The organism is Eximiradius sp. (genome assembly GCA_937127445.1).
GTDB lineage: Bacteria > Bacteroidota > Ignavibacteria > Kapaibacteriales > UBA2268 > JAKIZO01.
Window position 1 is genome coordinate 287,080 of sequence record CAKZLY010000015.1, and the last position, 8,686, is coordinate 295,765.

An 8,686-nucleotide genomic window follows, 5' to 3' on the forward strand; every position below is an offset into this window, starting at 1 on the left:
TTCGATAAAAATATTCAACAAAATAGAATTAATAAAGACAAAATATACGCAAAAAGATTTCTTAAATTAAAAAAATAATTATATTTTTAGAATTATGGATGAGAGAAAAAAAGATATTATTAGAAATAAAAGTCAAGATGACAAAGAATTAATCATACTCATTTTAGAAAAAAATGATGAAAAGGCGTATAAAATTCTCGAAAAGAGATACTCGAAAATTTTGGCAAATTTAATCAGAAAAATGATAAAGGATGAAGATGATGTAGCGGATTTGGTGCAGGAGACTTTTATAAAAGCATTTAACTCACTAAGCAGTTTCAAATTTGAGTATTCATTTTCATCGTGGTTATATAGGATAGCATCAAATAACTGTATTGATTTTATCAGAAAGAAAAAATTCAATACTGTTTCAATTAATGCTGAAAGCAACAAATCGAATGAAGCATTATATATTGAGATTGAGGATACCGATAAAACTATTGATACAAAATTAATTGAACAAGAGAGATTTGAAATAATTAAAAAAGCTGTTGAAGAATTGCCTGAAAAATTCAGAGAAATTATTTCATTGCGTCATTTTGAAGAACTTGATTATAGCGAAATAGCAGAAAGATTAAATATGCCGCTGGGGACAGTGAAAGCGAATTTATTTCGCGCTCGCAAGATACTACAATTAAAATTAAAACGTTATAAACATATCTTATTAAATTAATTTGAAAGTTTATGTTGAAAGTATCTATTCTATCGATTGGCGATGAGATATGTATTGGTCAGATTCTCAATTCAAATGCCCAATGGATAGCAGAAAAATGTACAGAAATTGGGACAGAAATTATATTTCACCTGACTGTTGGAGATAATAAATTTAGATTAATAGAATCGCTTAAATATCTTGAAAAAAGTTCAGATGTAATAATAATGACGGGTGGACTTGGTCCGACAAGTGATGATATAACAAAATCAATTCTACTGGAGTATTTCGGCGACCAGCTATTGCTAAATAAAGATGCTTATTCGGATATAGAAGAATTTCATAGAAAAAGAGAAAGGGAGATATCAAAATTATCGCTTTCTCAGGCAGAAGTGCCATCAAAATGCCAGGTTATACGTAATAAGTTAGGAACTGCTCCTGGGATGGTATTCTACGAGAATGGAAGATATTACATATCGTTGCCGGGAGTACCTTATGAGATGAAAGAAATGATGGTAAATTTTATCATTCCGTTACTCATAAATGAAATTGAAAAAAGGCACGAATCGGTAGTAAAATATAAAACCATCCACACATCAGGAATACCTGAATCGAACTTGGCAGAATTAATCGGAGACGAAAGAAAGTTCATGAAAGAAGGCGAATCGCTTGCTTACCTTCCATCGACAAAGGGTGTTAGGTTAAGAATTGGGGTCACAGGTATGGATTTTTCTTCGTGCGACAAAAGATTATACGAGATTGAAAAAACACTAATTAGTAAAATCGCTAATTTTGTTCTGCCACTGGGAAATAAAGAACTAACAGAAACAGTTTGTGAATTACTCAAAACAAAGAATAAAACTTTGTCGGTAGCAGAATCTTGCACGGGCGGGATGCTTGGTGCAGAAATAACCTCAGTAAGTGGAGCAAGCGAATTTTTCATTGGAGGTGAAATTACCTATTCGAACTGGGCAAAAACTATACGACTAAATGTTCAAGAGAAGACATTGCTCGAATTTGGCGCAGTAAGCGAGCAAACAGCTTGTGAAATGGCTGAAAATGTAAGAAAAATCTTTAATACTGACTTTGGAATTAGTATTACGGGGATTGCCGGCCCGACAGGTGGAACTCCTGAAAAACCTGCTGGCACAGTATGGATTGGTTTATCAAGCCGAGAAAAGACATATGCAAAGAAGTTTATTTTTGGTGGGAATAGAAATATCAATAGAGAAAGAGCAGTATTTACGGCATTAAATGAGCTCAAAAAGGTATTAGTTGAATAGGATTGCGAAAATATTAATCTATCTTGTGCTAATCTTGACATCAATAGGTATGATAGTGCCTATGCTACTGATGGTATTTTATTCTTTGAAAGAATATCCCGAAGGCAAAACGCTAATTCAATTACTAACATCAGACTTTACTTTGAAAAACTATATAGATGCTTTTAAAAGTGATAGATTTGATATATATTTTTTCAACTCAATATTGGTTGCAAGCATTGTAACGTTAAGCAATTTGCTTTTTTGTCTGATGGTAGGATATGCTTTGGCAAGATGGAAATCGCTTACAAGTAAAATAATATTTTCGAGTGTAATAGCAGTTTTGTTTATTCCTTCGCACGTGATAATGGTACCATTATATAGGTTAATGGTAGAATTAGGTTGGATAAATACATATTTTGCATTGACAGTTCCGTGGATGGTAACTCCGTTTGGAATTTTTTTGGTAAGGCAGTATATATTGAATCTGCCGAATGATATTGAAGATGCGGCACGAATAGATGGAGCGAGTGAGTGGCAGATATTATTTACGATAGTAGCACCACTTGCAAAACCAATTTTGTTTGTTTTAGGAATATATACATTTCTATCAAATTGGAATTCTTTTTTATTTCCTTTTCTTTTCACAAATGAAGAATCATTCAGAACGCTTCCGGTTGGTTTGGCATTTTACCTTGGAAAACAATCAATAGATTGGGGGCATTTGTTTGCAGGCGCAGCAATTTCGGGTCTGCCAATAATCATATTATTCATCATATTCCAAAAGCAAATCATTCGTGGGCTCACCTCCGGAGCACTCAAAGAGTAATCTTAAATAAATATCTATCGCATTTTTTCTTTACAATTAAACATTTTTTTCTTATCTTATGCTTTTTTTAGATAATTAATTATCATTTATTAATAATTATTAATGTTTATGTATTATGAATGAGATATACTTTTCTGACAGCGATTTAAAGTTGATGACTGAAAAATTCAAGATGTTATCGAAACATTCGCGATTAAAAATCATTAGAGCACTTTTTGACGGTGAAAAAAATGTAACTGAAATCATCAATGCAACTGGGCTTATGCAAGCAAATGTCTCGAAGCAATTAAAACTACTGCAAAACGCTGGAATAGTTCAATGCCGTCCGGAAGGTCTATTGAGATATTATAGAATATCCGACCCGACAATAAAGAATATTTGTACGGCAATATGCGATAAAAATAAGCATTAAAATAAAATTAAGGAGTTAAAATGTTTTGGGATAACATTTTTGAAGGATTATTAGTATTGACAGTAGGAATGACAGGTGTTTTATCAGTACTTTTTCTGTTTTATTTAATCATTGAGGGAGTGAACAAATTAGAGATTTTTCTTGTAGAAAAACAGAAAAATAAGGCAGAAAGGGCTAAAACAATTATTGAATCAGAAAATGAAGACGATTTAGTAGCAATACTGACAGCAGCAGCATCGGTTACATTATCAAGTAAGATTAGAATTAAACAAATAAGATTTATCAAATCACAGCCTGTTTCACCGTGGGCAACATTAGGAAGAATGAATTTGATAAGTTCCCACAATATTCAGAAGAATCAATAATGGAGTGATGAAATGTTTGAACATTTGATGAGATTTGTAGAACAAATGGGATTTTGGTCAATTGGTTATCCCCAATTGATTATGTTTGCAATTAGTGGAATATTAATGTATCTGGCTATAGTAAAAGGATTTGAGCCTTTGCTACTATTACCAATATCATTTGGGGCAATACTTGCAAATTTACCTAATTCTGGTTTGCTTGTAGCGCCTGTAATTGAAATGATTAATGGGGAACCAGTGTTTCACGAAGCAGGTGGGTTATATTATTGGATTTCGAAAGGCATAAAATTAGAGATATTTCCGCCGTTGATATTTTTAGGGATTGGAGCGATGACAGATTTTGGTCCGTTGCTATCTAATCCAAAAACTTTCTTGCTTGGGGCAGCGGCACAGCTTGGTGTATTTGCCGCATTTATTTTTGCAGTAGCACTTGGCTTTACATTCAAGGAAGCGGCTTCGATTGGTATTATAGGTGGTGCAGATGGACCGACTGCAATTTATTTGACATCGAAATTAGCACCGCATTTGTTGGGACCAATAGCTGTGGCAGCATATTCATATATGGCGTTAGTTCCGTTAATTCAGCCTCCGATAATGAAATTGCTAACAACAGATACAGAAAGAAAAGTAGTAATGGAACCACCTAAGAAAGTATCGAAACGTGTTAAAATTTTATTCCCAATAATCGTAATGGTTTTCAGTATTCTGGTAGTTCCACCGACAGCTCCACTTATTGCAATGCTAATGGGTGGGAATCTTTTAAGAGAAAGCGGCGTTGTAGAACGTCTTGCTAAAATGGCTTCTAACGAACTAATAAACATTGTAACGTTTTTCTTAGGGACAGCTGTTGGGATTACAATGGCGGCAGAATCATTTTTAAGATTGCAGACAATTTTTATTATAATTTTGGGTGTAATTGCATTTGGAATGTCAACGGTTGGTGGAGTGTTAATGGGGAAAATAATGTATAGATTAACTGGTGGAAAAGTAAATCCATTAATTGGTTCTGCTGGTGTATCGGCTGTGCCAATGGCAGCGAGAGTATCTCATAACGTTGGTCTTGAATACAACAAACACAACTATTTGCTAATGCACGCTATGGGACCAAATGTAGCAGGTGTTATTGGTTCTGCAATTGCAGCCGGCATTTTGTTAGCAATATTTAAATAAAGGTAAACATCATAAATTATTATTAAAGAGACGCTATAATGCGTCTCTTTTTTTATGAAGCTTGACAAAAAGAAAGGAATAAATTAAAAATATTATATAGTTTATCTTTTTATTGTTACCTACAAAAAATAGTCAGAAATAAATACAAGAAGAATAAATACCTTTGCGGTATTGAACAATAATAGTCATAATAATGAATTTAAATAATTGTTATTCACAGTATATAGATTAATAACAATTTTGCAATTGATACTATCAATTATTACTGGTTTAGGATAATTTCGTCAAATTAGGCATTGATTAAATATTTATTAGATTTAGTCTTTTCACTATTTGGTTTACAGTAGAAACAATAATTAAATATTTGAGAATATATTTTTGTAATCTGAAGTATTTAGAAATATTAATCAGTAAGTAATCGTATAAGTAAATTAATTGAAATACAAGCGTTATTCTATTAAGTATTTCAATAAAAGAAATGTTTTTATGATTATACATACAATTGCTACAAATTAATATTGAGATGAAAAGTCACTTTCTCAACATTAAACATAATAGTCTATGCGCCATATTCAAATGTAAATTTATTAATAAAAAAGCCCCGGAATTGCTCTCCGAGGCTTTTTATTGTAAGGTTAAGTAGCGTTATTTGATTACAACTACTTTCTGAGTTTGAGCGTAACCGTTAGATACAAGTCTCAACATATAAGTACCGTCAGCAAGGCGACCAGTAGCGTCCATAGTTGGAATGCTCATTGGCCAAGTGCCTTCTGAAAGGTTTAAGTTAGTAGCGAATACAACCTCACCCAAAGTATTGACAAGTTCTAAGCGGAAAGAAGCAGCTTCGTAAGCTTCGATGTTGAAGTAGATGTTGTCAGAAGCAGGATTTGGAGAAACACTGCTTAGAGCAAATGGAGCGTCTAAGTAGCGAGTGTCGTTATTAAATTCACCTTCTTTGAGCGCTGTTTTACGGCTACGTGGGTTGTTAACTGTCGAAGTAGTGTTGTAGAGAATACCAGCAGATGTTTGATTGTATTCGAATACGTGGAATGCATAGTTAGTGTTGCGAGTAAGACCAGTAACATTTAAGGAATTACCGTTCCCTGCATAAACAATCTTAACACCTAATGTTTGATCAACAAAAGCAGCTGAAGCAAAGTTAGCGTTAGCAACACTTGCATAGTTGTGGTTTTGGGTCGGTGTCCAGTTCGGGAATGTAGTTGAGTTTTCAACAGCAGCAACGATTCTACCGTTTCCATTACCATTAGCCCAGTTCATATTAATGTTTGTACGTCCCCAGCTGAGCCAGTTGATATTGCTTGCTTGAACAGTTGGAACAACAAGAGGTTGTTCAACATTCAAAGTAGCAGCATTACTAATGACTGTTCCACAATTACCAACAACAACACGATAACGATTGCCATTCATTGATAGATCTACATTATTGAGGACTAATGTAGCACTATTAGCACCAACGATATTATTCCAAGGACCATTGTTAACAGAAACTTGCCACTGATATGATGTAGCATTTTGTGCAACAACAGAGAAAGTAGCATTTTGACCTGCTAAAACAGTTACATCGGTTGGCTGCTGAGTAATTACGACCGCAGGAGTAACAACGATGACAAAGTTAGCGCTGTTTGTACAACCAAAATTATCAGTGTATGTATATGTAATTGTATGGCTACCAACACCAGCAACAGATGGATTGAACATACCATTGGCAACACCTGCACCGGAGAATGTTCCACCAATAGGAGAAGCTGTTAGTGCAAATGGATTGTCAAGAACACAAACTGGTTGATAAGTTGGGATAGTAATTTCTGGAAGAGGTTTAACTGAAATAGTAAATGTTCCAGTTGCTATACATCCAAGAGCTTGATAAGTGTAAGTAATAATGTGATTGCCTACACCTGCTTGAGCTGGATAGAATACACCATTAACAACTCCATTACCAGTGTAAGTACCACCAGTAGGTGTAGCACCAGACAATGTAATAGGATTGGCATCAATACAAACGATCATATCAGCAGGAACGGTTACAACTGGAGTAGGAACAACTGTAATAGTAAACTGAGCAGAGTTAGTGCAGCCATTTGCGTCTGTATAAGTATAGGTGATTGTATGGTTACCAACGCCAGCAACAGCTGGATTAAACATATTATTGGAAACGCCTGTGCCACTGTAAACACCACCTGCTGGTGTTGCTACATTAAGTTGGAACGGAGAAGCAGATACACAAACTTCAAATCCGTTAACTGTAATTTCTGGCAATGGATTGACAGTAATTGTAAAGTAGTCTGAATTAGTGCAACCATTTGCATTTGTATAGCGATATTCAATTTCGTATTCGCCTGGATTCATATTTGAAGGATTAAATGTCGTAATTGCAACTCCATTCAAATAGTATGTGCCACCTACTGGCAATCCACCAGTAAGAGTGAACTGCGGAGAATTAGCACAAACAAACATATCGTTTGGAGCTATAACATTTGGAAGCGGATTTACAGTAATTTCAAATTCGCAATAGTTATCACATCCGGTTTGTGAATTCTGATAAGCGTAAATGATTGTATGTACACCAACACCGGCTTCAGCTGGATCAAAGTTACCATTATCATCAACTCCTTCACCAAAGAAAATACCACCAACAGGAGTTGCACCTTGCAATTGATACAAATTAATTAAACCTGCATCAACGCAAACATCAAATGAATTTGGACAAGTAACTTCTGGAGCAGGATTAATATTAATTGAAACTGTATGTGAACCAGTATTGCCATAAGCATCAGTGATATATGCTGTTACATCATAATTGCCATCAGTTTCCCAAATTGCAGTTAAACTATTCCCCCAATCATATGCTTCATCAGCATCTTCAGCATACCACTGAATGCTAACATTAGTTAGATTAACTGTAAATACATTTGGATTGAATTGGCAACCTGTTTCAGGACCCGTAACAACATTCAAAGGATAAGTGGTCACAGTACGAACGTTAGACCAAGCACTAGTATTATTGTTGTATATAGTTCGAACTTTATATTGGTAAGTTGTATTTGGATCGGCAGAGAAGCCAAAAGTAAATCCATTAGCGGTTGGGAATGCACCAACATCAACGATTTCGCCGTTAACATCTGCTTCAAAATAGTCATATTGACTAGAAGCAAGAGTCCAATTAGCAAAAAATGAGTTTGTAGTAACATTTGTTGCGGCAATTGCAACAGGAGCAACTACACCAAGTAAGGTTTCTTTGCTGCGTGGGTTAAGTGATGCTTGATTAACATTGTAAACGGCTGGATTTGAACCGTTGTATTCGGTAACGTGGAAGTAGTAAGTTGTGCCGGGCGTAAGACCAGTAACATCGACAGAACGAGCTGTTCCAGTTGTTCTACCGACAACATAAGCAGTTTTGCCTGCAGCAGTAACAGGTACTTTATTATTCCAGTTACCATTTACTCCTGCATAAGCTGCAACGTTAGCATTTAATGCATTAAGAATTGCATTCCATTGGGCAGGATTAAGGCTCTCTACTGCAACCAAAAGCAAGCGACCAACACCATTACCATTCAACCAAGTAACTTTCATAGAGTTAGGTGTAACTTGAGAGAAAGTAATGAACGAAGCTTGGTTTGGAGCACCTACAGTAGCCTGTTGAACGGTTGTGAATGACCATACTGATGACCATGGACCTTGTTCACTGCCACGCAATGCTCTTACTCGCCAGTAGTACGTTGTATTGTAGCTCAAACCACTCAATGCTTGGGTTAAATTGCTTGTTGTACCACTGAATACTGTCGTACCAAATGTACTGCTTGTCGATACTTCTACCTGATACCCTGTTGCTGTTGCTACTGCCTGCCATTCTAATGTCGGTGTCAATGTTACGTTTGTTGATCCATCTAATGGCATATATAATACTACTGCTGTCAATGGCTGCATCATCGTTGTGAA

General features: G+C 35.3%; 7 protein-coding genes. 6 read left to right on the forward strand and 1 reads right to left on the reverse strand.

The genetic code is table 11. From position 1 onward, the window contains the following. The first annotated feature begins 94 nt into the window (after positions 1–94). From AC6QZF_RS05390 to AC6QZF_RS05415, 6 genes are all read left to right on the forward strand, one after another. Positions 95–712 carry an RNA polymerase sigma factor gene (locus AC6QZF_RS05390; protein WP_499798854.1) on the forward strand — a complete coding sequence of 206 codons (618 nt, stop codon included), beginning with the start codon at positions 95–97 and terminating at the stop codon, positions 710–712. Between the two features lie 11 nt (positions 713–723). Beyond that, the gene (locus AC6QZF_RS05395; protein ID WP_499798855.1) at positions 724–1,974 is read left to right on the forward strand and encodes a competence/damage-inducible protein A; all 1,251 of its coding nucleotides are present in this window, start codon (positions 724–726) and stop codon (positions 1,972–1,974) included. Next, a complete protein-coding gene (locus AC6QZF_RS05400; protein WP_499798856.1) occupies positions 1,967–2,782 on the forward strand; it encodes a carbohydrate ABC transporter permease in 816 nt (271 codons plus the stop codon). The genes AC6QZF_RS05395 and AC6QZF_RS05400 overlap by 8 nt, the downstream gene beginning before the upstream one ends. Before the next feature lie 115 nt (positions 2,783–2,897). Then, entirely contained in the window at positions 2,898–3,194 is a 297-nt protein-coding gene (locus AC6QZF_RS05405) for an ArsR/SmtB family transcription factor (RefSeq protein WP_499798857.1), read from the forward strand. Positions 3,195–3,214: 20 nt separating this feature from the next. Beyond that, the gene (locus AC6QZF_RS05410; RefSeq protein ID WP_499798858.1) at positions 3,215–3,559 is read left to right on the forward strand and encodes an OadG family protein; all 345 of its coding nucleotides are present in this window, start codon (positions 3,215–3,217) and stop codon (positions 3,557–3,559) included. 12 nt (positions 3,560–3,571) lie between these two features. Continuing rightward, on the forward strand, positions 3,572–4,729 hold the full coding sequence (locus AC6QZF_RS05415; RefSeq protein ID WP_499798859.1) for a sodium ion-translocating decarboxylase subunit beta: 1,158 nt from the start codon (positions 3,572–3,574) through the stop codon (positions 4,727–4,729). A 645-nt stretch (positions 4,730–5,374) separates the two neighbouring features. On the opposite strand, the gene AC6QZF_RS05420 is transcribed toward AC6QZF_RS05415, so the two are convergent. Next, positions 5,375–8,686, reverse strand: a 3,312-nt coding sequence (locus AC6QZF_RS05420; RefSeq protein ID WP_499798860.1) for a DUF8696 domain-containing protein, incomplete at its 5' end; no start/stop codon positions are given.

What these genes read in the sequence shown, in the direction of transcription:
- AC6QZF_RS05410 (WP_499798858.1), top strand. Translation starts at nt 3,215, where the DNA reads ATGTTTTGGGATAACATTTTTGAAGGATTATTAGTATTGACAGTAGGA.
- AC6QZF_RS05395 (WP_499798855.1), top strand. Translation starts at nt 724, where the DNA reads ATGTTGAAAGTATCTATTCTATCGATTGGCGATGAGATATGTATTGGT.
- AC6QZF_RS05405 (WP_499798857.1), top strand. Translation starts at nt 2,898, where the DNA reads ATGAATGAGATATACTTTTCTGACAGCGATTTAAAGTTGATGACTGAA.
- AC6QZF_RS05390 (WP_499798854.1), top strand. Translation starts at nt 95, where the DNA reads ATGGATGAGAGAAAAAAAGATATTATTAGAAATAAAAGTCAAGATGAC.
- AC6QZF_RS05415 (WP_499798859.1), top strand. Translation starts at nt 3,572, where the DNA reads ATGTTTGAACATTTGATGAGATTTGTAGAACAAATGGGATTTTGGTCA.